Source organism: Porcincola intestinalis (assembly GCF_009696445.1).
Classification (GTDB): domain Bacteria; phylum Bacillota; class Clostridia; order Lachnospirales; family Lachnospiraceae; genus Porcincola; species Porcincola intestinalis.
Map to the genome: position 1 here is coordinate 12875 of NZ_VULZ01000020.1, position 24182 is coordinate 37056.

A 24182-nucleotide genomic window follows, 5' to 3' on the forward strand; every position below is an offset into this window, starting at 1 on the left:
GCCTGTCTGTTAGGACCTAGCTTTGCTGCGGCGTGTGCGACGGAGGCTCTTCTTTTCCTCAATCTCATCCTTAGAAGTAAAGATTCGGTTCAGGATTGCGACAACTAACATACTTTCCACGATAATAAATACCGCAATTGCGCTTCCGTATCCGAACTGATTGCTGCCGAATGCTTTTTTATACATATAGGTAGACATCAGCTCACTGACATTACCCGGGCCCCCATTCGTAAGGATATAGGGAATATCAAACCCTCTTAAAGCTCCCGTTAATGCCATTGTCAGAACAAGAAGAAGAACTTCCTTAATCATTGGAATCTTTACCCGGAACAGAGTCTGCCATGCATTGGCTCCGTCTACTCTGGCAGCCTCGCATATTTCGGGATCGACCGAGATCAGAGCAGCATAGAAAATTACCATATATAGGCCGCTGTAGCGCCAGCCTTCCGGAATCGACACGCAGGCAAGAACCGTTTTCGTATTAGTCAGCCAGGAGGTGGCAAACCTTCCAAGTCCAAATGCCTTCAATACCTGGTTAATGATTCCCTCCGGCTGCACTGCATACATGCTCCGGAACATCTGAGTTACGGCGACCGTTGTTATAATGCAGGGAACATAATACAGAGTTTTTATGAGTGTTGCGCCTCTTCTGATATATGTAAGCAATACTGCAAACAGAAGGCCAATCAGAACCTGCATGCAGACAACGATGGCGAGATAAATCAGGTTGTTGAAAAATGCTGTGTAAAATACCTTGTCCTGGAACAGTTTAATATAGTTTTGAAAGCCCACAAACTTCTTAGCACCCAGACCGCCCCATTTCATGAAACTGAGTCTGATAGACTCCTCGATTGGGTAGAATACTGAGAACAGGTAAAACAAAAGACATGGGAGAAGAAATACCAGAAACGCTTTTTTATCTCGTATAACACCCTTCATATTGCACCTCAGTTCTATGAAATGAAGCTGTCAGAGACGATGACAGCTTCTGAAATCTTCTTTTCACCCGTATGCGGGAATCGCCGCATACAGGTGATTAAATTACTGATTAGTATAGTCTGCGATTGCGGAATCCACCAGATTGATGAACTCATCAGGTCCCTGATCTCCTGCAGCCAGAAGGAGCAGATTATCTTCCATGACCTGGCATGAGTTAGAATCCAGATAGCAATCCCAGGGTTTCAGGAAGTTCTCGCCTGTATTGTTCATGTCATTATAAACGGACTTATACAGGTCACTGTATTCATGGTCTGTCGAAAGTTCTGTTTTAATCGGAGACATCTGGTCTTTTTCAGCGTAAAGCTTGCCATAGTTAGCAATGACGTATTTGATGAAATCCTTGGTCTTATCATCAAAGGTCTCGGAGTTAAATGCCATTCCGATTCCGGAATTGACGCAGAATTCATTCGCAGCGGTCTTGGCTCCATCATAAGTGGGAAGATAGAAATATCCGATATCACCATTCTGATACTCATCCTGCATTGCGGCGATTTCCCAGTCCCCTATGTAGTACATAGCTGCCTGTCCATCAAGAAACATTGCCTGAGCTGTTGCATAATCTGTTGCACCAAATCCATCCTGGAAATACGGTCCGATCTTCTGCATGAAGTCAATCGCCTTTTTCCCGATATCATCTCCCATAGAAGCTTTGCCCTCACTGAGATTGATGATATAATCATTTCCTGATTCACGGAATGGCATGAATGCAAGGTATCTGAGGACAGGCCAACGATCTACTCCATCGACAGCGATTGGAGTAATCCCCGCATCCTTGAGCTTTGCACAGACATCCAGCCATTCGTCCATGGTCTTCGGAACCTCGAGGTTATTGTCCGCAAAGATTTTTTTGTTATACCAGATCATCTCAACATGATACTCAAGAGGAAGCGTGTACATGGTTCCGTTCGTGAATTCCTGATATTTCAGAGCGGTCGGCTGATAACTATCATAAAGATTCTCATCCTGCAGGAACTTTTTCACATCTACCAGAAGCCCCGCATCGACCAGTTCCTGGCAGTACGGAGTTGCATCGATATCAATGATATCCGGCATGTTACCTCCCGCGACCAAAGTACGCAGCTTTGATAAATAGGATGGACGGTCTGCCTCAGTAATGACTTCCATCTTCCACTTTCCGTCATGCTCATCACTATACTGCTGAGCGATTTCTCTCATGGTCTTGTCGATCGCTCCATCTACCGGTCTTGATGCATACCAAGTGACCGTTGTTACATCCCCGTCATCTGCATAAGCAGTAACGTTGCCTGCAGTGAGTGCCGACATTGCAAATGTCAATGCAAGTGCTGCGCTGATTAACTTTTTCCTCATTTTCTTTTCCTCCGTATCTATTGTTTTCTGCTATACCTGCAGTTGCTAACGTAATCCACTACTGAAATATTTCCATTCTGTCAATCGTTGCCTCTCCCTGGACCAGGAATATACCGGCCATCTTTCCTTTGTGATCATATGTCCTGGTGGACATCACGACCTGGTCGTTCACATATACGACGCAGATGCTTCCTTCTCTTAGAACTGTCACCCTGAAATTTTTGCCTTCTGGAAGAGGCCGGAGCGTTTCAATCTGACATGGGATGTCTCCTTTAATTTGCCATTGCTCCTTTCCTTTCTCAGACCGGGGCCACAGATCCATTGTCATACTGTTTGTCTTTCTGTCCATCTTCAGAAAATACCCTGTTTCCAAATCTTTCGGTACATGAAGAGCTATCCCAAACTGAGCTGCCTTTTCGATTGTAAAATCCAGTTCCATACGAAAACGGTCTTTCGGTACCGGAACCAGCAACGCTCCAAGCATTTGGGAACACAGTTTTCTAGTCTCGGGACAATAGTCCGCTTTCCATGTGATAGGATTCATTCCCTCCGATTTCTTCCCATAATATTTTCTGAGTGCTTCAATCGGCCTCACAGAAAGTTCTCCGTTCTCCGGATTCTGAACCAACTCATGGGCTACCATCGTTCCTGCCCATTCCCAAGCTCCGAAATCCCGATCATCTTCCTTGCTAGCAATCCAGCCAAAAGCAAATCTCCGTTTTCCATCTCCTGCTGTCTTAATTGCATAATCAGCCCTGCAATCAAAGGTATCGTTCTCCGGAATAATCCAGGGTCCGTTCACACTTTTTGCAATCCGGTAATGTGTCTTAAACTCATCACTGAAGGTGGAGAACACTAGATACCACCAATCTCCCCATCGGAAAATTTCCGGACATTCCATTGTGATATACATATCTGGTGCAAAGAACGGCTCCGAATATGTCCAATTATACAAATCAGAAGACTTCGCAAGAGCCAGACAGCCTCCCCGCAGAGCACCGCTCCCACACTTTCTGGCCGCGAGAACCATCCAGTAGCATTGATCTTCTTCATTGAAGAAAACGAAAGGATCTCTCCAATCAAAATGTTCATATCTTACACCGTCAGCCTGAAAGAGAAACTTCGGTACAGTCTCCAAATGGTAAAGATCCCTCCCGGTCGCCTGCATGACACTCTGGATTGCCTTCCCGTCTGTCTTGAACGCTTCGTTGAAAGCCGTATAGAACACATGGTAGATCCCGTCTTTGTCCTTAATCACAGAACCTGTATATGCATTCAGATTGGGGTCTTTTTCACTGCCCCTTTTAATTGCCTCGCCATGGTACTCAAGATTTGTAAAATCCTTTGTCGTTACCAGATGCCAAGTAGTATGAGCTGCATATACACCCTTTTGAAGGCGTGGATCATGCAAATAAAAAGCATAATAAGTTCCATTCTCGTAGTACGGAATCAGATCACCTACCCACGCATTCTCAGGCTGAAAGAATAATTGCTTCATGGCATTGTGCTCCTTATTTGTATGATGCAAATAATACTGCATTGCACATTTTTATATGGCGTTTGCATCATCTTGTGCTTACATAATAAGGGATTTCCGGCTGCGTTTCAATATATTAATTGGCATATTATCTATTTTCAGCGTATATTACAATGATAAATTTGTTAAATTACATAATATTGACAAAAAAGCGTGCATTCTTGAAGCCTCAGGTCATAAAATGCACATTTTCCAATTTCATGCATGCATATTTAGCATATGCTATATAAATTTTCTCGCAGCATTTTACCCTATATTCATGATTGTATATCGACAATCCTCGAAAATACCGTTATTATTTGAACTGTGCATTTCGCTGAAATATGCACGCTTTGCACAGTAACCATGATTATTGATGTCATATGAGGTTTTCAATATGAAGTGCACTATTATAGATATCGCGCATGCTCTTAATCTCAACCGAAATACTGTTTCCAAGGCCTTGCGCAATGACCCCGGCGTATCAGAAAAAACAAGAAATGCAGTGATAGCAAAAGCTAAGGAAATGGACTATCAAATGGTCATTTCCCAAAATGAAGACCCGGGGCTTTCCAAAAGTACAGACTCCGTCCTCTTTCTGACCAGAGCTTCTATGAATTATTCTGGATTCTGGATGACTGTTATGAAAGGTATTGAAGAAGTTCTGAAGTTGAACAATTACACTCTTTCTCTGGCAATGATGGACGATGAGGACATTCGCACGCTTCATTTTCCCCCGGTTGTCCATAATCCATCCGTAAAAGGAATTATCTTAGTCGAACTCTGCGACCTCTCCATCTGCAATGCTGCGCTTGATCTCGGACTTCCTTGTGTATCGATTGATATGCCGAAAGACTATGAAAGCCTACTTAACAGAATGGATATCGTAACCATGGAGAACAAATTCTATATCCATCAGTATGTCGACATGCTTGTTTCAAAAGGGTACCGTTCCTTCGCCTTTGCCGGAGATATCTTTACCTACAATGTTGGAAGAGGCTTCAAAGAACGGTATGATGCCCTGGTTGAAGAATTGGCTGTCCACCAACTTCTGCTGAACGAAAAAGCGTCTATTCTTCGCTCTACAGATAAGGAGTTGATGAATTCCAGCACCATCATATCCTTTCTTAAAGAGCTGGATGAACTGCCAGAAGTTTATTTCTGTGGGAATGATTGGACAGCCATGCAAGTGATGAATGCCGTTCAGTTTCTTGGATACAGAGTTCCGGAAGACATCTCGATTATTGGCTTTGACAACGTTATCGAGTCATCCACCTCTCTTCCAGCATTGACGACCGTCAATACCCCAAAAGAAGATCTAGGCCGTGCTGCCGCCAGATGCATTTTGAATCGAATCAAAGCCCCTGATACCCCTCATGTTTTTTTCCAATACATGACAAATGCCGTCATTCGAAACAGTACCAACTTTTGATTGCTTTGGAAAAATAAGCATTATTGAACGCATGACAATGTTTTTCTTCTCGTTTAGAAGCTTCGAATTGTACCCTCGGCTCCGTCGCCAGCGCTATCGTCTTCGAGTTACCAGAGGAATGTCATCGCTGCAAGGTATTAGCGGAATAGACATGGACGGAGCAGCCAAAATCTGACTGCTCCGTCTATATTATTTGCCGTTCTGACGGCAACAAGTTCAAAGTTTATTTTTCAAATAAGGCGTGCAAATTCCACTTTCTCATGATTTGGTCCATAGATTGTAAAGTAGCTTGATCCATTATCATATGCATCATTGCTGCAAACCATTCCCTCTATAGCATCGTATCCAAGAGATGTGACATACCGATATGCTTCTTCAATGTCGGTCACATGAAGAGCTATATGATCGATTCCGCCATCATATCCTGTAGTATTGCTACTCTGATAAACCTCAAGGACGCAGTCACCATTTTTAAGAAATATTAGATGTCTGTTTTCTGAAGCCCAGTCTGTATGGAATCCAAACTGTTCATAAAAACGGCATGTCTTTTCAATATTCGATGTTGGAATTCCGATATGCTGAAGTCCGGTTATCAGTTCTTCAGGTCTCATAAAATACCTCCGTTTGATATAAGTCCTGCCTGGAAACTCCGTTCCTATTTCCATCTTATGGCTATATTGACCGCAGTCAGAATGATTGCCAGTCTACAGCAATGATAGGAATCTTTCGGATCCCTATTTTACTTGCCCTCAAGCTGTTTCTTCGGCCAGCACTTTTTTCATCAGCTCAAGAGGAGCCTTCTTTCCTGTCCAAAGTGTGAAGTTCAGAGCAGCCTGACTAGCGAGCATACCAAGTCCATTCACGGTCTTTGCACCCTGCGCTCTAGCGGCTTTCAAAAATTCCGTGTCTGCAGGGCTGAACACAACGTCACAGACCACCATGGAAGATGTGACTGTTCTGTAATCAATGTCCGGTCTGTCTTTGATGTTCGGAGAAAAGCCGATTGATGTCGCATTGATAAGAATCTGGGTTTCCTGTGGAATTGGAAGATTTTTATCCCAGGGTATATACTCAGACAGAACGCCTGCCTTAGTGATCAGGATTTGTACAAGTTCCTTTCCTCGTTCCGGATTGCGGTTGACAATGCAGAGCTTTTTTGCATGGTTCAGCGCGCACTCCACAGCGATTGCCCTGGCTGCGCCACCAGCTCCCAGGATTGTAATGGTCTTTCCCTCTATACTCTCACCACTGTCTTCCAGTGCCCGCACAAAACCTTTTCCATCTGTATTCTCTCCAAAGAGTTTTCCATCACGGTTCACCACTGTATTGACTGCTCCGATAATGCCAGCCGCCTCAGACAGTTCATCCAGAAGCGGAACAACTGTTACCTTATGCGGCATCGTAAGATTTATTCCTTTCATGCCAAATGCTTTCACGCTATCCATGGCAATCGAAAGGTCTTCTGGTTTGACCTCAATTGTCAGGTAACGATAATTCAGCCCCTCCTCTTTATACGCTGCTTCCTCCACCACGCCGGTAGGATTGTCATCTACCGGAATTCCGAACACACCTGTGAGCTCTGCTCTGTAACATTTCTTCATAGATTCGAACCTTTCAATAACTCAAGAATAGTGATATAAATAGGCACTCCTGCATCGCAATCTGTCGCAATAAAAGAGGACATTATTGCTACATAACTTTCTTCAATCCGTAAGTTTCCATACCTGTTACTTCGACCTGACCGCCGACGGCTTCAATATAGTTCCGGTCCTGACTATTTGGCGCATATACGTTCATAGAATGGCTAATCCCATACTGATCAGCAAATACCTCGACTGAACTCTGGTCTGCAAACACATGGATATCCAGGCTGTCCTTCCCTTTCAGGAAAAGGGTGCTCCTTGACCTGCCTTTGCTCCATCCGTCCGCATTGTTTTTATCAACCGACATTTCAGCCTTGTTTAAATCAAATGTGCATACTGTCGCCCTTCCTTCTCCACAGCGGAGGCAAAGCTTGATCTGTTCAGCGGTTGTCTTTTTCAAGTCGACTGCCATATTCCATTCGTACGCAACCCCATCGCCTGCTTCGATTTCAGTCATCTCCCCATCATGCACAGTCATCTCGCCATAATTCCTCGGGGTCTCGCGAAGAGCGTTCAATTCCTTCACCGGAATAAACTGAAGTGTCCCGTCCGCCATCAAACGTGCCTCACGCGGAATGTTGAAGTGTCCGCACCATCCCTCTTTATAGGTCGGTCCCCAGTCTTTCCAGATCGGCATCCAATCCCAGCAGTTCGCCCATGCAACCAGGATTCTCCTTCCGTCAGGGGCAAGGAAAGATTGTGGAGCATAATATTCAAACCCCCAGTCTATCGCGCCGGAACCATGCCAATCGAACTTCCCTGTCTCATAATCAAAGTCGCCTGTCAGATATACGCTTGTCCTCTCTCCACCTCCCATCGGTGAAAACAAGAGGACATACTTATCACCAAGTTTAAAGAAATCTGGGCACTCCCACATGTAGCCCCATTCTCCCCGGCTCTCAGCGAGAACATTCACAAAATCCCAATGAAACATGTCCTTTGTCCGGTACAGTCTTGCCTGGCCCTTTCCCTCACAGCTTGCGCCAACGACCATATATATATAATCCCCGTGCTTCCATACTTTCGGGTCACGGAAGAAAGGAGTTGGTACCCCTTCCGGTGCCCTCAGGACTGGATTTCCTTCATATTTGGTAAAGTGGATCCCATCCTCGCTGTATGCGATATTCTGGGTCTGGTCAAAGCCCTTGCCTTCATTGGTGACCCCTGTAAACACCAGGAACAGTTTCCCATCGAACTCGATTGCGCTCCCTGAAAAACATCCGCCCCTCATGTGGTCATCATAGATCTCACTTGGGGCCAGGGCAAGCGGGAGATAAGTCCAGTGTACCAGATCCTCGCTGACTGCATGCCCCCAGTGCATGTAATCCCAGAATCCATAATAAGGATTATATTGATAAAAATAATGATATTTCCCTTTATAGAAGATCAGGCCATTCGGATCATTGATCCAGCCTGCCTGCGCCATGAAATGATATCTCTGTCGCATTGCCCCGTGCGACACGCTTTCCTTCGTTTCATCAATCCTTTTCTGCGCGCGTTCGATATTTCGATGCATCAGTTCCGCTGACATATCTGTTCCTCCTCGAGATGGCCCGGCATCAGCTACAGTATGAATCACCCCAGACACACTGCTGTGTCCGGGGCGGTTTCAAGATCTCAGTGACTCAGCTATTATTCCTTATCGTATTCGTCACGAAGTTTCTTTGCGAATTCCGTATTGAGCTTTGATTCCCTTCTGCACTTTTCCTCCTTGATGCGGAACTGTTCCTCCCTTGCCGGCTTATATTCTTCCCATCTCTTATTGTAAGCTTCGATGGCCTTCTTCATTTCATCCGTCAGCTCAGGTTTTTCAAGATGCCTTTCCGGCCATATCGGGACATTGGGGAGACGCTGCTCAACAGGAAGGATCGTAAGCTTCTTTGCGGTCGGGAGCTTCTGGTACCAGTATGCGGTAGAAGCCCAGTCATCAGAAAGCTGGTTTGCATGTCCATGTTCGATCGTAACCTTCAGGCTCTTCGAAAAATGAATCGGATCCGTGATATGAAAACGATACGCGACATGGAACCCATCGGTATCCCCCTCATGGACGATCGTCCCAAAGAACGGATATGCGTTGCGCTGCATTCCCCATGCGTGATTGAAATAATCCTCCGTCCCGGTACCGTTCAGGCTTGGGTATTCCTCTCCGTCGATAAAGATCATGTCATTTCCTTCACCCCACCAGCTTCCCTGGTAATGGCGTACGCTCAGGTTGCAGCCGACATAGTGCCCTTCACCTTCTGCATCAAGGACGACATAATTGTTCTCTCCTTTATAGTTGGTGACATTATTGACCTCGGGACTGTTGACGAGGAGCTCTGGCCCCCATCCCTTGCATGGATTCTGCCTGTTCCAGCAAGCGTGGAAATACGCAGTGTCCGGATCAAGGGGTTCCCTGTACATCTCATAATCGATATTGAAGTAAAGAATGAATGGAAGTTCGTTCTCATTCACGATCTCAATCTTCGCCTTCTTATTAAACGGCATGGGGAAATAGCAGGACACTGAACACGGGGCCCCATAGCGGCCGGCCTCTTCCGGCTTCAGGGATACATTGAACGGAAGAGATGAGAAATTTCCGGGATATCCATTCCCGATGCAGAAGAAATCGCCCAGCGGAGCAAGGACACTTGGTGTATCCTGGTCATCCCATGTGATCCGGATCAGGGCCTTCCTGTAATAAAAAGGATCATAATCATCAAAGATAACGCCAAGAGCTGCGCCTATCTCCATGACCGGGGCTGCTGATGCATTCAGGACAGGATCCAGAATCGCAGGAGCCTTCACCCTCCTGCAGGAAGAGGTCATCCAGATATGCGTGATACACCCTGGCCCCTCGACCTCACCCAGGGTGATGGTCTCATTCGCAGGGATTTCCCAATAATCCTGGTTCTTTCCCCTCTGGTCCCAGCTTGCAAGCCTTCCGTTCCTGGCATTCTTGACAGTTGTCAGGTTTTTAAATAATCCTTCTACTCTGCTCATTTGTCCACCTCATATAATGTATTGTTGAGAATCATCCTTTTACTGCACCAGCCGTCATGCCCTCTACGATATTCTTTTGGAAAAGTCCATAGAAGATAAGCTCCGGAATGATGATCAACACAGACATGGCAATGATCCCGCCATAGTCAACTGTATATGTCCCTTTGAAGAACGAAGCCCCCATAGACAAGGTATAATCGGATGCATCGCGCAGCATGACCGATGCGTACGGGAATTCGTTCCATATGTACAGGACATTAAAGATAACTATCGTCGCGACGACCGACTTTGCCATTGGAAGAGTCACTTTCACGATCAGGTCCCAGATACTCGCCCCGTCCATGACAGCCGCCTCATCGATCTCATCTGGAAGGGCTTTCAGATATCCAGTAAGAAGAAGCGTATTGAAAGAAATCGAGCTCGCAACATACGGCATGACCAGGCCCCATTTCCCCCTCAGGTCAAAGAATACATTGATTCTGTATACAGGAAAGAGAAGGATAAACGGGGAAATGGAAAGGCCGAGTATCAAATACCCATAGATCAACGACCTGAGTTTCTGGCTCCTGAACTCCATACGGGAGATCACAAAGGAGCTGAGAAACGTTATAGTCAACTCGATCAGGATTGAGATCACACATACCAGGATCGTATTCCCATACATCCTCGGAAAGTTAAGGGTCCTAAGCGCATTCTTATAGTTTGAGAAATCAAGTCCTTTCGGCAGCGAAAGCGGGGAAGCCACGATGTCCGCATTTGACTTGAACGAAAGCATCAGCATCCACAGGAACGGGAATACACACAGAAATGTGATCAGGATCATCAGTATATAGGAGAAAACCTTCCTTTTCTTATTCATTCTTTTTTCTCCTTATCCCTGAAGATGGCCATATAGATCCCTGTGATGAGCAATGACACGATAAAGGTGATCGTTGCCAGAGACATGCCGTATCCATAATCGCTGCTGCTGAACGTCATGGAGTAACTGTAGGTGACCAGGGAATCTGATACATGGTTCGGGCCTCCGCCGGTCGTCTGCAGGACGATCTCAAAGATCTTAAAGACTCCTGTGATGATCAGGACAGCGACATTTGAAATCGTTGTCTTCATCATTGGGATGACCACATACATGACTTTTTGGGCTGGCCTTGCACCGTCGATATCAGCCGCTTCCAGTATCTCCCCGGGAATCATTTTCAGGCCTGCGATAAAGATCGTAACCAAATATCCGAGCTGCTGCCAGAAGTAGATAACAGCAATGCTGTAAGGCGTCAGTGTATTGCCGCCTATCCATTTCTGCTTTAGTGCAGACAGTCCGATCCTGTCCAGCAGTCCATTCAGAAACCCAATGTTCGGATCGAGGATATAAACCCAGATGATACCGACGATGATTGGAGCGATGATTGCAGGAGAATAGATCAAAGCTTTGCAGAAATCTACGCCTACCAGCCTTTGATTCAGAAGAAGAGCTACGAGAAATGCCAGAACCATGAGCAGAGCAAAAGCCAGTATAAACATGATCATGGTATTCTTAAATGACGACCAGAACAAGGGGTCATGGAACAATCTGATGTAATTCTTCCATCCAACAAACTTAGGCTTTCCCAATCCGGAATATTTTGAAAAGCTGTAGCGTACTGCTATCAGAATCGGGAGGATGATATAGACCGAATACACCAGGATAGTAGGAATTGTCAGGCCGATCTTATATCTTTTCTTGCTCAGCCAATGCATTGCTCGCTCCTTTCAGCTTATTCGGAAACCTCTTTTCAGAAAAGAGCCTCCCGCTGTACGTAGGAAGCCCTTCCTCTGAATCCATTAGAATCGGCTTTCGGAAATCAGCGCCGGATCATTCATTAGCTTTCGCCTGGTCCATCTTGTCGAGTGCGTCAGCCGAAGAATAAGTTCCCTGCATTACTCCAAACAGAGAATCATAGAGCTGTTCCTGGACTGCCGCGGAAAGGGTCTGGTCAGGAGCTGCGGAAGGAGTCTTCCATCCGTTCCCGAGGGCTGTGATCATGGAATTCATAGCATACTGGCTATCGCTGGCTGAAAGCCCATCGTAATTGGTCGACGGGAAAATAGATCCTGCATAAGAGATGCCGGCAGCTTCCTTTCCATAGTAGAACTTAAGGAACTCATAAACAGCTTCCAGCTTCTTGTCATCATCTGCCGCTGCAGCACTGACAACGATCGGAGCAGACGGGACCTTCATGTCAATATTCTGATCATAGGCACTGTCTTCGAATTTCGGGCCCCACCAGAAGCCAACCTTATCGCCAAGGTTCTCATCGAATTCTGCACAGTCCCACTGGCCAGTTCCAAACATGGCTGCGCTTCCGTTGTCAAAAAGCTGCTTGGCATCGAAGTACTCAATCGTAGCCATATTATCCGGGAATGCTCCTGCCTCAGCAATTCCTGATACCTTATCAAAGCATGCAGCAAGGTCATCATTGTTGAATGGAGTTTCACCGCTCTTGTACTTATCGATGTTCTCGGCCCATCCGTAACGGGAAAGGAACTCATTGAACTCCCACATGGCGAAGCCGCTGTTTTTGCTTCCGATTGCAAGAGGAGTGACGCCGCTTTCTTTCAGCTTTTTGATCATGTCGATAAACTGGTCATATGTCGTATCATCTGTCGGATATTCGACGCCTGCCTTATCGAACAGTTCCTTGTTATAGAAGAAGCCCTGTACATTGCACTGATATGGGAGGCCATACTGTCCATTGTCATCAGAGAAGGCAGCTTCCATCCCATTCAGGGCGGTCTTGATGTCCGCGTTCTGATTAAGGAAATCACTCAGGTCGAGAAGAAGCCCTGCATCGCTGTATTCTGGAGCTTCGCTGGCATCGATCCAGAAAATCTCCGGAAGGGTCCCGTCAGTCGCTGCAAGCTTCATATTTTTAGAATGGGACTCCGTGTCAGATGCCACGAACTCAACCTTGTATTTTCCTTCGTTCTCTTTGTTGAATGTTTCAACGATGCTGTTGGTAACAGGCTCCTGTTCCGCGGGGTTCGCAACATGGATACCGAACTTGATAGTCACGGCATCATCCGCAAAAGCCGGCGCAGCTGTCATCGTGGCCACAGTGGATGCTGCAAGCGCCCCTGTAACGATCACCGATACAAGATTCTTTTTCATAGTGTTTTTACCTCCTGTTATAAATAATATGTAACCGGTTCCATGCTTTCCTGAAAAAAAAGAAACTGCTTGAATATCAAAGTATTCACAAGGTTTCTTTTAACAGTTTTCATTTTAAATGGAACGCGTTCCACTTGCTTGTGATTTGGAATATACTCTCTTGCTGAGTGTCTGTCAATGCAGAAACAGAATTGTAACTTAACTTTGTGAGTAGTGTTCAAATTCCATACACGAATATTGTTCAGGTTGAACAACCCTTCTACTTTCAAGAAATGTCCGTCATCCTGATGCCATATCCTTACTCTTCAGTCGAACAGCTGATCGTAGAACCGCCTGCCTTCAGCGTCACTGGTCTGACTATCTTCTTATTAAGGAAGCTCATACCCTGTATTCTCTGTACAATCAAGTCTGCCGCATCTGCAGCAATCTGTTCAACCGGCTGCACTATAGATGTCAGCCTCGGCTCAGTCAGATCCGTGATAAACGTTCCGTCATAAGAAACTATCTGGATGTCATCCGGTACCTTCATTCCAAGTCTCTCGCATTCGCTCATAACATAAGCTGCGCCTTCATCCACAGCAAAAAAGCCATCATAATCTTTAAGAATCGGTGCCACTTCGTATGCAATCTTCTTATAATAGGGAGAATCATGATGATTCCAGGCTAGATTATAATTCTCAATCAGGATCCCATGTTCCTTCATGACTCTTTCGAACTCATTATGCCTCTCATGATATGGTGATGCGACCTTAACCTTCTGAGAGCCCCGAAACTGCATCACTCTATGGCAGCCGCTGTTAATAAGTACCATTGCGGCTTTCCTACCGCCGTCTTTATGATCAGAGGTCACCACAGGTATCTCCTCACCCAGATAGCGGTCAAGCGCAACAATCGGCAAATGAATCTTTCTATAGATGTCATCATCCAGGGTGTGGACACCTGTGATCACACCGTCTACAATATGTCGCTTAAGCATATCAAGATATTCCATCTCTGCATTCTGTTGTTTTGCAGTGCTGCAGATCATCGTCTTGAACCCTCTCTCGTACAATTCACCTTCCACACACTCGATGAACCTGGCAAAATAAGGAAACGTAACAGATGGGACCAATACGGCTATGTTGCCGGTACGATGATGGTACAGATTCCGGGCCAGCTCATTCGGTGTGTAATCCAGCTTGACCATGGCGTCTTGGATTTTAAGCTTTGTATCATCTGAAACATACCCAGACTCATTCAAAAACCTGGATACAGTTCCGGCTCCGACTCCGGCAAGCTTAGCAACATCCCGCAAAGTTGCCATAGAACTTTCCTCCTACTCCTGTGCAATATTATCTTAAGCCTGTAGTTCACAGTTCAACATGTAACCGGTTCCACGTGATTATAGCAGAACTTTTTCTGCTAAGATAGAGCCCTAGCCAATATTTTTCTCCGACGCTCACATTTGCTGACAGTTGGAATGGAAAATTGTAAGCATCAGTGAATCACTCCGCAAGAAAGATACTGTTTTAACAGACGAGTAGTACCGCTCGTCCGCAGTTGCGTACTGTTATAGGTCGGGTCAGATGCGAGGCGAGGGACTCGCACATATTTACCGCCCTGGTGTTAACAGTTACCGAGTTATGTATGATGCGATCAAGGATGGTATTCGCGACAACTTCTCCGCCAAGACGAGGGATGCCACAACAGATCAGCGAATATCTTGAAGGCTCTTTTATTATTTTTCAATTATCCAAGAAATTAACGCCATGCAGGCGTTCAGAGCATTCCGCCCGGCATGGCTTTCCACACTCCGCTTTCTGTGAAGTAATAACCTGCCCTGTTTTCAGATTCTTTGCATATTATTGTGAATTTACATATGCGGCTGCACTTAGATAATTGATCGGATGAGAATCAATTATTAGAAAGGAACTGCATGATTTCGTCAAGACTCTTCCCGCTCTTCTTGACAGCTTTCATGATCTCTTCCATCTTAGCCTTCTCAGCAGCTTCCTTCTCTGCTTTTTCAGCAGCCTTCAGTTCTTCCTGAAGCTTATCCTGCTGGTCCTGCAGCGCAACTGTTTTTTCCTGCATCTTGCTGATCTGCACTTCCAGCTTGTCAATCTTTGCCTGAATCGTTTCCTTATGTGTACGGTTTGCCATCCTTTTTCTCCTCCTCTATAAGCAAAATAGTGCCGTCTTTAATTTCTGTTATTCTATCATAAAGGAAATGATTCATCGAGGATTTTGACACCAGATGGGATGTACCAGGAATGTACATTTCCTGGATACGAAAAGGCAACCGGTCTTCTCCTGGCTCTCGCATATGAAATCAAGCAGGCCGAACAAAGGAATCGGGAACTTTATGTCAACTGGAATGGAATCCCGAAAGACGCAATTGCCTCTCTAGATACTCCGTACGAGCAGATCATAAAGCCGGAAAATGTCCACGGCCCAGAGAATGTCATCAAGGATATAGAAGATACAATGATGATGGATTCCGATACGGATTCTGGTGATTTTTATGAAATAAGCGAAGACAAGCAGGCTCGTAAACCTAACAATTCCGCAATAAGTTAAGCATCTGGCTATAGCCAGGTGTCAATGGCATCAACCAGTTTTATAGACTGATATCGGGTCCCGGATGAATTCTCATCCGGGGCCTCTTCTATAGGCCGAAATGTAGTATAGAATAAACATAATAATTAATTGTAAATAAGCATATAATTAGGTACTATTGTAGTATAGAAAGGAGGCTCGTATGTTCATAAAAGTAGTACCTAACACCAAGGGAGCTAAAGATACTTGTTTCTGCTATCTTGTAGAGTCTTACCGTGAAAACGGCAAGATCAAACACCGTACGCTCAAGAATTTCGGCCTTCTTGAGAACGATCAGGTGCCGTATTTGAAGGCAATGTATGCGAAAAAGAAGCCTCGTCTCGTTTACGATGACGAGGAGACGTAGTATAGAACAACGGCAAACTTAAAAAGAACGCTGGATGATCTCATAGAAGTCCTGAGCTCCGATGAAATATCCAGCGCTGCCAAAACCACGGCGAGAGGCTTTACGCAATGCAGAAAGATTTCTCTCATGGATGTCCTTCTGTTCTATACGTTTCGCTCCGCCGAAACCACTAACAAAGATATCGTATCCTATTTTTCCAAGATAGAAAAGCCCCGGGTGACCAAGCAGGCTATGTTTAAAGCCCTCGATAAGACAAACCCGGATGTTTTCCCGATTATCATCCGACGGATGGCTGAACGCTTCTATGAGCGTGGAGATTATAATACCCTTGATGGTTACATCGTCCTGGCCTGCGATGGATCGAAGATGGACCTTCCACCATCAGATATCATCAAAGAGAAATTTGGGGGTCACTTGAATGCGTACATCAAGACGGCTTCACAAGTGAAGAAACCCCAGGCTAACTGTTCTGTCCTGATTGATGTATTGAACCATGTCATATTGGACGCTGCCATTGAGCCGTGCATGACTTCCGAAATTCCAATGCTGTTCCGCCATCTGGAGAACTGTGAGTCAATGCTGCAGGGGAAAAAGGTAATCCTTCTCTGTGATCGTTACTATGGATCTGCAGAACTGTTTCTCTATTGCCAGCTGCATGAATACGACTTCGTAATTCGTAACAAATCGTATGTATACAAAGATTATGTCGCGGCAATCGAGAATGATGGGAATATCAGGGTTCCCTTCAACAATGCATGGTACAAGAGAATGAAGCGGGATGACTGCAGGGCATATGCCCAGACGCAATCGGCACTTTCTGTCAGGGTCGTAAAAAACAGTTTTTCATATATCCTGGATGGGAAGAAAGGTACCAGCGGTTTTCCATTTCTTATTCAATCTCCTGAGGGTTACGCGGACATGCGCAAGGCAGTCCAACCTGCATTAACCGAACGGCTGCGAATGGACGACTGGCTGACAGACTTTCGTACGGACACCGTTGGTACAAGGAAGCTTCCGTCACACCATACCGCCTTATTCTAACAGCTTTAACAATGGAATTGGTTAGTCCTGACTGGATGCCAGGTATCTTACCACCACACAATCCTTATTGTAGGAGGAGACATATTATTTCCGGAAACTCGAAAAGGAACCAGAATGCGCGTGGCGATCAGATAAAGACAGAATGCAAGCAGGCTGGTTCGGAAGACAAAGGTCCCGACCGTCCTGCGGCGCGGCTTAAAGCGCAGAAATCTCATAATTCTTCTGTCGCAGATGATATAGATGGATACAGATGGATACAGATGATAACAGCGAATGGAAAACAGAATGAAAACTGAAATGAACGTGTAATCCAGATACTTCCTGACGGAAGCTGTCAGAAGCAGATTTGCCTGACGACATATTTTATGGTAAAGAAGAAAGATGCGGAAGTCAACGTGACTTATCCGCATCTTTCCCACAACTTATATACAGCCGGGTGCGGAATATCCCCCCGGCCGATTTACAAAAACGGAAATTTATTTTGACTGCTTGTTTGCCTGATTCGAGATAACCTTCTCCAGGGCGACCGATCCAATGATCAGAGCACCCATGACAATCTTCTGCCAGAAAGAGGAAACCTTCATGATGGTCAGCCCGTTCGTAATCATGCCGATGATGATGCCGCCCAGGACTGCTCCTGTGATCTTGCCCTTGCCGCCGAACATGGACTCTCCGCCGATCACGCAGGCTGCGATTGCAAAAGTTTCATAGCCGTCGCCTGCAGTCGGCTCAGCCGCACCGATGCGGGACAGCATTACGATTCCGCCCAGTCCTGCAAAAAGCGAAGAAAGGATGTGAGCCACAACTGTATAGTTGTTTGTATTGATTCCGGAGTACCAAGCCGCCTGCTTGTTGCCGCCCAGAGCGTACAGGTTTCTGCCGGCAACCGTCTTCTTCGTGAAGAAATAGAGAAGAAGCGTACATGCGATTACGAGGATAACCGGAATCGGGAGAAATCCTACGTTGGAAGACATTTTCTTGACCCATCCGGGAAGGTTGAATACCGGATTGCCTCCTGTGATGACAAGGCTGACTCCGCGGAAGATCGTATTTGTTCCAAGGGTGACAATGAACGGATGAATATCCAGCGCATCGACAATCAGTCCGTTGCAGAATCCCAGAAGAGCTGCCGCCAGAAGGCCGGCCAGCACACAGATCGGAGCCGGAATATTCAGCAGAGAAAGTTCCGCAACAATAATCCCGGCGAAGCAGGCCACTGATCCGACCGACAGGTCAATGCCTGCCAGCAGGATTGCAAAGAATTCACCGAAGGCCAGGAGAATATATACGGTAGACTGAAGGATGATCTGAATGACATTGTTCGGTCTGGGAAAATATTTCGGAGCCCCGACTGTAAAACCGACAAACAGAACCAGCAAAATGCATAAGGTTCCGTATTTGTCCCAGAAAATCTCAAACTTCTGTTTTGACATGATTCTTCCTCCCATCAGGCATCCACTGCTGCCATCATCAGTTTTTCCTCTGTAGCGTCTTTATTCAGAAACTCTCCGGAAATGCTTCCATCCCTGAAAACAATGATCCGGTCGCAGATGGAGAGAAGTTCCGGAAGCTCCGAGGATACCATTAGAATTGCTTTCCCCTCATCTGCCAGATTTCTCATGATTGCATAGATTTCGCTCTTTGCGCCTACATCAATTCCCTTTGTTGGTTCATCAAAGATCATAACATCGGAATCTGCTGCAAGCCATTTGCTAACAATGACTTTCTGCTGGTTGCCGCCTGAGAGGGTGTATGTCATCTGGTCAGGACCCGTGCACTTGATATTCAGCCTTTTCACATATTCTCCGGCTGTCTTTCTTTCCCTGTCTTCCTGGACCAGTCCTGAAAATCCTCCTGCCGTCGATCTCTTCAGGCTCGTTGAGACTGCAATCTCCTTCCAGATCTGAAAGTTCGGGAAGAAACCCGTCTCCCTTCTGTTCTCCGTGACAAAGGCGATTCCCTTCTTCATGGCATCATAGGGATTTCTGATGCGCAGCTTCTTTCCTCTCAGAAAGACTTCTCCGGAGGAGATTGGTCTGGCACCGAAGATTCCTTCCATGCATTCAGACCTTCCAGCCCCGATAAGCCCTGAGAATCCAAGGATCTCGCCTGTATGAACCTGAAAACTGATATTATTACATGAACCGTCTTTTCTGGTCAGGTTCCTGACTTCAAAGATTGCCGGCTGACCGGAAAAATCGGCTGTATTCTCATTCAGATAGCTGTTCTTGACTTCACGTCCGATCATCAGCGGTACAAGATCCCTGGTCTCGATATCCGCCACATTGACCGTCTTTACATATTTTCCATCTTTCATGACCGTCACGCGGTCACCTATCTGTTTGATTTCCTGCAGTTTATGAGAAATATAGATAATCGCGATATTCTGCTCTTTCAGTTTGCGGATGATTCTGAAAAGGTTCTCTGTCTCATCAATGGACAGAGACGACGTCGGCTCATCCATGATGACAATCTTCGCCTGGGCACTCAGTGCCTTTGCGATCTCCACTTCCTGCTTTTCGGATATGGAAAGCTCCGATACAAGTGTGGAAGGCTTTCTGTGCACGCCAATCTGCTGCAGATACTTTTCCGCTTCACAGTTCATATATTCCTGATCGATGACCGGAACACCCAGAACTTTCCTGGTGGGAAGTCTCCCGGAAAACATATTTTCAGCAATGCTCAGGCTATCGATTACAGAAAGTTCCTGATAAATAACTGCAATCTTGTTCTCGCGGGATTCCCTAGGAGAAAGAGAGTGAAATGTTCTGTCACCAATCTTGATTTCTCCGCTTACAGGGGTATTGATCCCACTCAGTACCTTCACCAGGGTTGACTTGCCTGCCCCGTTTTCACCAAGAAGAACGTGAAGTTCTCCCAGTTTCACGTCAAAGCTGAAATTATTCAGAGCAATTACACCCGGGAATTTGACTGTAACATTTTTCATTTCCAGATAGCTCATGGATCCTTCTCCCTCTGATAGCAGAGGGAACAGCGGTTTCAGCTGCTCCCTCAACCCGGCTGATGGCCAGCGCTTCAGTTTCTTTGTGATGCAGATGCTTTACTGATAATCAGCAACATTGTCAGCATCGACCAGGAAGGAATCAACATAAGTAATCTGCGGATACGATTCATCACCGACATGATCCTGCGGCTTGAAACCACTCTTGACTGCCTCGATGGCAGACTTGACAGAGTCGATTCCAATCTCAGTGTTTGCCTGTCCGATGGAAGCGGTCTCCTCCCCCTTGGCAATAGAAGCCTTGCCGTCTGCCGTAGCATCCGTTCCGACTACAAGCACCTCGCCGATCTTTCCGGCATTCTTGACTGCCTCGGTCACACCAAGAGCCTCGACATCATTGCAGGCGTAAATAGCTTTCAGATCCGGATTTGCAGTCATCATCGCCGTTGCGACGTCCATGGATTTCATGCGGTCCCAGTCGCCTGGCTCGGAAGAGACAAGCGTCAGGCCCTGATTCTTGAATTCATCGGTAGCGCCCTTCGTGCGCGCCTGAGAAGTCGTGTTTCCTGCCGCACCTTCGACGATTGCGACTTCACCGCTTCCTCCAAGTTTTTCTCCCAGATATTCTGCCGCTTTCTTTCCGACCAGTTCGTTATCAGTCACAAAGTTGGAATAGACAACTCCGCCTGCCTCACGGCATGCATCAAAGTCCATGGACTCATCAATATTGACGCATACGATGCCTGCGTCGGTCGCCTTCTTCACACCTTCGATCAGGTTCTGAGAAGTAAGAGGCGCAAAGCAGATTGCATCATATTTCATTCCGATGAAATTCTCGAACTGGGCCAGCTGTCCTTCGATATTCTCTTCGGATTCCGCATAATACATATCAACCGTTGCGTTGTTCTCTTTCGCCCAGTCTTCAATAGCAGCGCCCATGTCGGACCAGTAGACATTATCCTCAGTCTTGACAATGCAGGCCACCTTCACTCCTGAATAATCATCCAGGCCAGCCTCTGTTGAAGCTTCTGTCTCACCTGCGAAACCAGTGACTGTGCAGGAAGATGCCATAAGTCCTGCGAGTACGATACTGACGAGTTTTCTGTTCATAATGTTTTCTCCTTTACATAATAATATTTTCTGAATCCAGACCTATTCTGCTCCCTCAATTTTCTTCTTTGCTGAATTCGCTCACCGCCTCTCTGATTAATTCATCATCATCAAGGAACTCAACCGTAATATCAAACTTTCTGATTTCACCAGGTTCAATATACTCAGTCAGTCCCGCTTTTTCCGTTCCCTCAAGACCTCCGACTGTACCGGTCCCCGGTTCCATTCCAAGAACATAATCTCCTGCTCTCGGGCTCTGCCACTCATTCATCACCGGAAGCTGATCTGCATTCAGAGTCATCCTCACTGCAACCTGTCTTTTCCTATTCCACACCAGGCTGCGTCCCTGCGTGACCGCCTTGTCTGACATCGTCCGATAGGCGACAACTTCTTCAAACCCTGACATAGGAGCTGCAAAGCTGTCCAGATGATCCAGCCTTCCCTGACTTCCGCTGTCCCTTGGCCGAATGAAGTTATAATTGGTGTAAATAGAACAGCTCTCATCAAGGAACGGATAGCCGTAGTTGAAATGATACAGAAGCATGAGAATTTCCTTCTCAAATCCTTTATTCTCAACTGTATCGTGCATCCGGATCAGATTGCCTCCGACCGGAATTTCAATTTTTTTCCGGATTACCAGATTCGGGCCGAAAAGATAACCTTCTCGTGCCTGCCCCCTGACTTCAATACAGGCATCGTCCCCTTTCCAAAGAACCTCTGCAGATGCATTTTCCATAGGGGTATTGGATATCACCCCGTGCAGTCCATACGGTTGCCCTTCCCGTACTGTAGGCGTCCCAAAATAGGTAAGTCCGCAGGTTGTGAGAAATCCTCCTTCAAAGTTTCTGAGAAATCCTCTGGTCCCCTCTTCCTGAAAGAATTCAGGGGAACTGATTCCGTTCTTGCACAGGAATCCGATGTTCAGCCCCTTGAACTTCAGAGAAGGAATTGCGAAGCACTTGTCCCTGAGAATCGTGCAGGTAATTCCGGCGCCATTATCGACAAGATAAGCTCTGGTTCCTTTGTCTCTTCCATTATCAAGAATGCACGGCTGAACTCCGAAAATCTGACTGACGTCCCCGCAGTAGCTCTCCAGTTCTCTTTTCTTCATTTCAGTCCTTCTTCAGAAAATCAAATCTGGTGTACTTCGGATAATCCGCAAACATGAGATAAGTAGGAGTTACATCTTCTTCTATAGAAGGAATACGGTCGCTTGCCTTATAGAACCGATTGTCCGTACGGTCGTCGTTGGTGGTGGAGACTTCGAACAGGATCACGTCTCCGGTTCCCGGAACGCCCTGCCAGGAGTGATACAGTCCCGGAGTCACCGCGATGGACTGACCTGGATGAAGGATCACTTTCCCGCCTGCAGGAATGGTGATCTCCTTCCCATCGATTTTTGTCGTGACCGGTGTATCCATGAAGGTTCCCTTCTTAAGGGCGCGCGCCGCTTCGACATCTGCAAAATCTTCCGGTGAAGAATTGTAGAGCGTGATTGCAAGATCTCCGCCGCCGCGGTTGATGATGTCCTCTCTCTTGGACCAGTGATAGTGGAAGGGAAGAACCTGACCGTCCATAACATAGTCAAGCTTCTCGCAGTACGGCTTCGGATATTTGTCTTTTGCGTAGAAATTTCCATTGCGGAAAGTAAAAATTGTCAGTCCGACTTTCTTGAAGTCCCCGCCAAAATCGCTTATATCCCATCCAAGCATATTCTCGACAAGTTCAATTTCCGTCTCATCGAGATTCTTCCAGTCTTCCAGCGAATAATATGCGAACGGAGGAAGCGGGAATTGTGCTTTCTTCATCGCATCGATGGTGTACTTGATAATTTCGTTAATCTGTGATCTTTTCATGAATGACACCTCCTGTGGCTTCATATTCTTTTCTGAGTGCCTCCCTGTCCTTCAACAGATAGACGCCCTTTGAGTTTCCATGCTCAATCCATCCTTTTGCGCAGAAGTCCTGAAGGACCCGGATCAGCTGTCTGTAACTGCACTTGAGAGTTTTGGCTATCAGGCCCAGATTCCTAATCCTGTTTTGGGATGTTTCTCTCAGAAGATACCGGATCACCCTGGTCCGTACCGAATAGGTTTCTATATCGACCGATGAAAGACGGAGATCGTTGTACTTTTTCGCGAGGACCCGCGATACAAAAGTTTGGAAACGGATGTCGGAATCCAGAAGTTCTCTGTTTCTTCTCACGGGAATCTCCACACAGTAGCAGTTATTCATTGCCTGAGATTGAGTGATTGACGGAATGTGCAGGACATATTCAACTTCTCCGAAAAGGCCGTCATTCGTCGCGTCGAAGAAAAAATACTCTTCATAGTCATCATTCTGACTGGTGAAACGGATGGTTCCCTTCAGCAGAAGAAACAGCTTGTCCGTCTCGTCTCCATATTCAACGACAATCTCCCCTTTTCTGTAGAAAACTAATTTTTTTTCAAGTCTATCCCAGTCGGAAAAATGGTTCCTGATGGTTCCATCCGACGTCATCGTCTCCAGCAAAGATCTGCTCTGTTCTTTCACGCATCCTCCTTCGGTCAGTTTTGAGTTCCTTCCTTCTGGACTTCATGACCTCATATTAGCGATAATCCAAATTTCATGATGTGACATAGTCACATTCTTAGTAATATTCATGCATTTTTTTAATCTGTCTTCCATTTTTTTATTCATCACAACCAATTACCGCAGGGAATATTTTAAAGTATACAGGAATATTTTCCATATCCGCACAAGTTATCAGCACATGGGAACGGACCGTCTCCTGGGTGAACTATCGCACAAAAAAAGACAGCACACGCTTCAGGTGTACTGCCTTTCTGTAACCTAAACTCTACCATATGTCAACAGATACTGCATTCTGCAGTATCGATATGAAATCTACCTATGCAGATTTCAATATCACATTTCATATTGGCAAGAGCCCATCAGCGATAATACCGGCCAGGCATCTCTTTTTCTGTCTGGGATGCGAAATAGCCTGCGTTATTTCGCAGTTTCACATATGTTGCCAATCTGCGACATCACTTATCATATACTTGTCCATAAAGACATATGCCCACCAGATTCGGAG

General features: G+C 46.1%; 22 protein-coding genes. 4 read left to right on the top strand and 18 right to left on the bottom strand.

Annotated elements, in window-relative coordinates; genetic code table 11:
• Nucleotides 1-9 precede the first annotated feature (9 nt).
• The 3 genes from FYJ35_RS13580 to FYJ35_RS13590 form a co-directional block, all read right to left on the bottom strand.
• Entirely contained in the window at nucleotides 10-939 is a 930-nt protein-coding gene (locus tag FYJ35_RS13580; protein ID WP_154527435.1) for a carbohydrate ABC transporter permease, read from the bottom strand.
• A 102-nt stretch (nucleotides 940-1041) separates the two neighbouring features.
• Nucleotides 1042-2328, bottom strand: a complete 1287-nt coding sequence (locus tag FYJ35_RS13585; protein WP_154527437.1) for an ABC transporter substrate-binding protein — start codon at nucleotides 2326-2328, stop codon at nucleotides 1042-1044.
• A gap of 58 nt (nucleotides 2329-2386) precedes the next feature.
• Nucleotides 2387-3826: a glycoside hydrolase family 32 protein gene (locus FYJ35_RS13590; RefSeq protein ID WP_154527439.1), complete on the bottom strand. Its 1440-nt coding sequence runs from the start codon at nucleotides 3824-3826 to the stop codon at nucleotides 2387-2389.
• Between the two features lie 415 nt (nucleotides 3827-4241).
• On the opposite strand from FYJ35_RS13590, the gene FYJ35_RS13595 reads away from it, so the two are divergent.
• Nucleotides 4242-5276 carry a LacI family DNA-binding transcriptional regulator gene (locus tag FYJ35_RS13595; protein WP_205839851.1) on the top strand — a complete coding sequence of 345 codons (1035 nt, stop codon included), beginning with the start codon at nucleotides 4242-4244 and terminating at the stop codon, nucleotides 5274-5276.
• 230 nt (nucleotides 5277-5506) lie between these two features.
• On the opposite strand, the gene FYJ35_RS13600 is transcribed toward FYJ35_RS13595, so the two are convergent.
• The 9 genes from FYJ35_RS13600 to FYJ35_RS13640 form a co-directional block, all read right to left on the bottom strand.
• Complete coding sequence (locus FYJ35_RS13600) at nucleotides 5507-5887, bottom strand: VOC family protein (protein WP_205839852.1); 381 nt, start codon at nucleotides 5885-5887, stop codon at nucleotides 5507-5509.
• Between the two features lie 138 nt (nucleotides 5888-6025).
• The gene (gene aroE / locus FYJ35_RS13605; RefSeq protein WP_154527445.1) at nucleotides 6026-6877 is read right to left on the bottom strand and encodes a shikimate dehydrogenase; all 852 of its coding nucleotides are present in this window, start codon (nucleotides 6875-6877) and stop codon (nucleotides 6026-6028) included.
• A gap of 88 nt (nucleotides 6878-6965) precedes the next feature.
• Complete coding sequence (locus tag FYJ35_RS13610) at nucleotides 6966-8450, bottom strand: glycoside hydrolase family 32 protein (RefSeq protein WP_154527447.1); 1485 nt, start codon at nucleotides 8448-8450, stop codon at nucleotides 6966-6968.
• A 101-nt stretch (nucleotides 8451-8551) separates the two neighbouring features.
• Entirely contained in the window at nucleotides 8552-9901 is a 1350-nt protein-coding gene (locus FYJ35_RS13615; protein WP_154527449.1) for a glycoside hydrolase family 172 protein, read from the bottom strand.
• 31 nt (nucleotides 9902-9932) lie between these two features.
• A complete protein-coding gene (locus FYJ35_RS13620) occupies nucleotides 9933-10760 on the bottom strand; it encodes a carbohydrate ABC transporter permease (protein ID WP_154527451.1) in 828 nt (275 codons plus the stop codon).
• A complete protein-coding gene (locus tag FYJ35_RS13625; RefSeq protein ID WP_154527453.1) occupies nucleotides 10757-11635 on the bottom strand; it encodes a carbohydrate ABC transporter permease in 879 nt (292 codons plus the stop codon). Before FYJ35_RS13625 ends, FYJ35_RS13620 begins: the two co-directional genes overlap by 4 nt.
• Before the next feature lie 115 nt (nucleotides 11636-11750).
• Nucleotides 11751-13046, bottom strand: coding sequence for an ABC transporter substrate-binding protein (locus FYJ35_RS13630; RefSeq protein ID WP_154527455.1), 1296 nt, complete (start codon nucleotides 13044-13046; stop codon nucleotides 11751-11753).
• 298 nt (nucleotides 13047-13344) lie between these two features.
• Nucleotides 13345-14349, bottom strand: coding sequence for a LacI family DNA-binding transcriptional regulator (locus FYJ35_RS13635; RefSeq protein ID WP_154527457.1), 1005 nt, complete (start codon nucleotides 14347-14349; stop codon nucleotides 13345-13347).
• Between the two features lie 590 nt (nucleotides 14350-14939).
• Nucleotides 14940-15188 (bottom strand): hypothetical protein, encoded by a 249-nt coding sequence (locus tag FYJ35_RS13640; protein WP_154527459.1) that lies wholly within the window; start codon nucleotides 15186-15188, stop codon nucleotides 14940-14942.
• Between the two features lie 99 nt (nucleotides 15189-15287).
• Here FYJ35_RS13640 and FYJ35_RS13645 point away from each other — a divergent pair, with 99 nt between their 5' ends.
• The 3 genes from FYJ35_RS13645 (at nucleotide 15288) to FYJ35_RS13655 (ending at nucleotide 17031) form a co-directional block, all read left to right on the top strand.
• Nucleotides 15288-15605 carry a hypothetical protein gene (locus FYJ35_RS13645; protein WP_154527461.1) on the top strand — a complete coding sequence of 106 codons (318 nt, stop codon included), beginning with the start codon at nucleotides 15288-15290 and terminating at the stop codon, nucleotides 15603-15605.
• Nucleotides 15606-15786: 181 nt separating this feature from the next.
• On the top strand, nucleotides 15787-15990 hold the full coding sequence (locus FYJ35_RS13650) for a 2-C-methyl-D-erythritol 4-phosphate cytidylyltransferase (protein WP_154527463.1): 204 nt from the start codon (nucleotides 15787-15789) through the stop codon (nucleotides 15988-15990).
• Nucleotides 15991-16116: 126 nt separating this feature from the next.
• Nucleotides 16117-17031, top strand: coding sequence for a transposase (locus FYJ35_RS13655; RefSeq protein WP_154527465.1), 915 nt, complete (start codon nucleotides 16117-16119; stop codon nucleotides 17029-17031).
• 476 nt (nucleotides 17032-17507) lie between these two features.
• On the opposite strand, the gene FYJ35_RS13660 is transcribed toward FYJ35_RS13655, so the two are convergent.
• The 6 genes from FYJ35_RS13660 to FYJ35_RS13685 form a co-directional block, all read right to left on the bottom strand.
• A complete protein-coding gene (locus FYJ35_RS13660; RefSeq protein WP_154527466.1) occupies nucleotides 17508-18464 on the bottom strand; it encodes an ABC transporter permease subunit in 957 nt (318 codons plus the stop codon).
• A gap of 14 nt (nucleotides 18465-18478) precedes the next feature.
• Complete coding sequence (locus FYJ35_RS13665) at nucleotides 18479-19993, bottom strand: sugar ABC transporter ATP-binding protein (protein WP_154527467.1); 1515 nt, start codon at nucleotides 19991-19993, stop codon at nucleotides 18479-18481.
• Between the two features lie 99 nt (nucleotides 19994-20092).
• Nucleotides 20093-21103 carry a substrate-binding domain-containing protein gene (locus tag FYJ35_RS13670; protein ID WP_154527468.1) on the bottom strand — a complete coding sequence of 337 codons (1011 nt, stop codon included), beginning with the start codon at nucleotides 21101-21103 and terminating at the stop codon, nucleotides 20093-20095.
• A gap of 55 nt (nucleotides 21104-21158) precedes the next feature.
• Complete coding sequence (locus FYJ35_RS13675; RefSeq protein WP_154527469.1) at nucleotides 21159-22214, bottom strand: aldose 1-epimerase family protein; 1056 nt, start codon at nucleotides 22212-22214, stop codon at nucleotides 21159-21161.
• 1 nt (nucleotide 22215) lies between these two features.
• A complete protein-coding gene (locus FYJ35_RS13680) occupies nucleotides 22216-22959 on the bottom strand; it encodes a D-lyxose/D-mannose family sugar isomerase (RefSeq protein WP_154527470.1) in 744 nt (247 codons plus the stop codon).
• On the bottom strand, nucleotides 22940-23635 hold the full coding sequence (locus FYJ35_RS13685; RefSeq protein ID WP_154527471.1) for a Crp/Fnr family transcriptional regulator: 696 nt from the start codon (nucleotides 23633-23635) through the stop codon (nucleotides 22940-22942). The genes FYJ35_RS13680 and FYJ35_RS13685 overlap by 20 nt, the downstream gene beginning before the upstream one ends.
• Between the last annotated feature and the right edge of the window lie 547 nt (nucleotides 23636-24182).

Bases quoted from the DNA above. Each gene is read 5' to 3' on its own strand.
- FYJ35_RS13630 (WP_154527455.1), bottom strand. From the start codon at position 13,046: ATGAAAAAGAATCTTGTATCGGTGATCGTTACAGGGGCGCTTGCAGCA.
- FYJ35_RS13680 (WP_154527470.1), bottom strand. From the start codon at position 22,959: ATGAAAAGATCACAGATTAACGAAATTATCAAGTACACCATCGATGCG.
- FYJ35_RS13645 (WP_154527461.1), top strand. From the start codon at position 15,288: ATGTACCAGGAATGTACATTTCCTGGATACGAAAAGGCAACCGGTCTT.
- FYJ35_RS13610 (WP_154527447.1), bottom strand. From the start codon at position 8,450: ATGTCAGCGGAACTGATGCATCGAAATATCGAACGCGCGCAGAAAAGG.
- FYJ35_RS13640 (WP_154527459.1), bottom strand. From the start codon at position 15,188: ATGGCAAACCGTACACATAAGGAAACGATTCAGGCAAAGATTGACAAG.
- FYJ35_RS13585 (WP_154527437.1), bottom strand. From the start codon at position 2,328: ATGAGGAAAAAGTTAATCAGCGCAGCACTTGCATTGACATTTGCAATG.
- FYJ35_RS13600 (WP_205839852.1), bottom strand. From the start codon at position 5,887: ATGAGACCTGAAGAACTGATAACCGGACTTCAGCATATCGGAATTCCA.
- FYJ35_RS13670 (WP_154527468.1), bottom strand. From the start codon at position 21,103: ATGAACAGAAAACTCGTCAGTATCGTACTCGCAGGACTTATGGCATCT.
- FYJ35_RS13650 (WP_154527463.1), top strand. From the start codon at position 15,787: ATGTTCATAAAAGTAGTACCTAACACCAAGGGAGCTAAAGATACTTGT.
- FYJ35_RS13620 (WP_154527451.1), bottom strand. From the start codon at position 10,760: ATGAATAAGAAAAGGAAGGTTTTCTCCTATATACTGATGATCCTGATC.
- FYJ35_RS13595 (WP_205839851.1), top strand. From the start codon at position 4,242: ATGAAGTGCACTATTATAGATATCGCGCATGCTCTTAATCTCAACCGA.
- FYJ35_RS13635 (WP_154527457.1), bottom strand. From the start codon at position 14,349: ATGGCAACTTTGCGGGATGTTGCTAAGCTTGCCGGAGTCGGAGCCGGA.
- FYJ35_RS13655 (WP_154527465.1), top strand. From the start codon at position 16,117: ATGGATGTCCTTCTGTTCTATACGTTTCGCTCCGCCGAAACCACTAAC.
- aroE (WP_154527445.1), bottom strand. From the start codon at position 6,877: ATGAAGAAATGTTACAGAGCAGAGCTCACAGGTGTGTTCGGAATTCCG.
- FYJ35_RS13625 (WP_154527453.1), bottom strand. From the start codon at position 11,635: ATGCATTGGCTGAGCAAGAAAAGATATAAGATCGGCCTGACAATTCCT.
- FYJ35_RS13660 (WP_154527466.1), bottom strand. From the start codon at position 18,464: ATGTCAAAACAGAAGTTTGAGATTTTCTGGGACAAATACGGAACCTTA.
- FYJ35_RS13615 (WP_154527449.1), bottom strand. From the start codon at position 9,901: ATGAGCAGAGTAGAAGGATTATTTAAAAACCTGACAACTGTCAAGAAT.
- FYJ35_RS13580 (WP_154527435.1), bottom strand. From the start codon at position 939: ATGAAGGGTGTTATACGAGATAAAAAAGCGTTTCTGGTATTTCTTCTC.
- FYJ35_RS13590 (WP_154527439.1), bottom strand. From the start codon at position 3,826: ATGAAGCAATTATTCTTTCAGCCTGAGAATGCGTGGGTAGGTGATCTG.
- FYJ35_RS13665 (WP_154527467.1), bottom strand. From the start codon at position 19,993: ATGAGCTATCTGGAAATGAAAAATGTTACAGTCAAATTCCCGGGTGTA.
- FYJ35_RS13675 (WP_154527469.1), bottom strand. From the start codon at position 22,214: ATGAAGAAAAGAGAACTGGAGAGCTACTGCGGGGACGTCAGTCAGATT.